Source organism: Pseudomonas sp. Sample_9, from assembly GCF_004307535.1.
Classification (GTDB): Bacteria; Pseudomonadota; Gammaproteobacteria; order Pseudomonadales; family Pseudomonadaceae; genus Aquipseudomonas; species Aquipseudomonas mercuritolerans.
This window is the reverse complement of the sequence record NZ_RAZO01000124.1, coordinates 36,691-37,781: the sequence shown is the minus strand read 5'-3', so window position 1 is coordinate 37,781 and position 1,091 is coordinate 36,691. Positions and strand designations below refer to the sequence as shown.

The 1,091-nt window shown below is 63.6% G+C and carries 2 protein-coding genes; both read right to left on the bottom strand.

Features of this window, described 5'->3' with window-relative positions; translation table 11 throughout:
* Positions 1-468, bottom strand: a 468-nt coding sequence (locus D6877_RS06755) for an FGGY family carbohydrate kinase (RefSeq protein WP_241662866.1), incomplete at its 3' end; no start/stop codon positions are given.
* Positions 465-1,091: glycerol-3-phosphate dehydrogenase C-terminal domain-containing protein (locus D6877_RS06750; RefSeq protein ID WP_277751475.1), on the bottom strand; the 627-nt coding region annotated here is incomplete at its 5' end. The genes D6877_RS06755 and D6877_RS06750, both read right to left, overlap by 4 nt.

Genomic DNA, 1,091 nt, shown 5'->3' with positions numbered 1-1,091 from the left:
AAACTTGTCGGTCGCCGCCCACACTTCGGGCTGATGCCGGGCGATCCAGTTGGCCTCGGCCTGGGCGCGAAAGTAATCCACCGTTCCTTGGGCGCCGACCAATTTGAACAGCCAGCCCCACGGCCCCTTGATGCCGCCCTCGACCTCGGCCTGACGTTGATCGAGCCAGACAATCGCCGGGCGCAGCGGTTTGCCCTCGGCGTCGACATTGATCACGGTGCCGCGCTGGGTAGTCAGGGACACGCCGGCAATCTGCGCACGGTCGATGCCGGTCTGCTGCCAGAGTTGCTGACACGCCTCGCCGAGTTTCGCCCAGTAATATTCCGGATCCTGCTCGGCCCAACCGGGTTGCGTCGAGTAGTACGCCTGCAGATCGACTTTGCCTTTGCCGAGCAGATTGCCCTGCAGATCGAAGAGCAATGCGCGCACGCTCTGGGTGCCGTTGTCGATGGCTAACAGGTATTTCATGGCGTGATCTCCGGCAAGCCGTGATCGCGCAGCCAAAGCAAACGATAGCGCTGGATTTCCGTTTGCCAGCGCTCATCATCCCAGGCCAATCGTGGCTGGCAGAGCGTGCGGATCGCCGGCAAATAATCCTCGCCACCGCGCGGCAGCAACAGGCCCAAACGGGTGCGGCGCAGCAGCAAATCATCCAGGTGCAGAATCATTTCCGCCTCGCAGGCGAACGCCAGTTCGGACCACAACGTATCGCTGGCGCCGACTGTTTCGTGGCCGAGTTCGCCGAGCAATTGCGCCAGCCTCGGCAGGTCTCGACCGTGACGTCCGGCCAAGCGTCGCCATTGACTCGTACTCAGTCCCGCAAGTGTCAGCGGCGGCACAGCGGCGAACACCGGTGCGCCGTCATCGACAAAAGAACGCCCGAGCATCGCCGCACAAGCCTTGAGCACTTCGATCGCTTGCGGGCGAAATGTGGTCAGTTTGCCGCCGGCCAAAGTCACGCAACCGGGCTCCTGCCACAGCACATGTTCGCGGGTCTCGTTGGACGGTTTGCCCTGCTGCGCACCCGCCGCGCTGCCCACCACCGGACGCACGCCTGACCAGGTCGACAGCACGTCGTCGACGCCCACTTC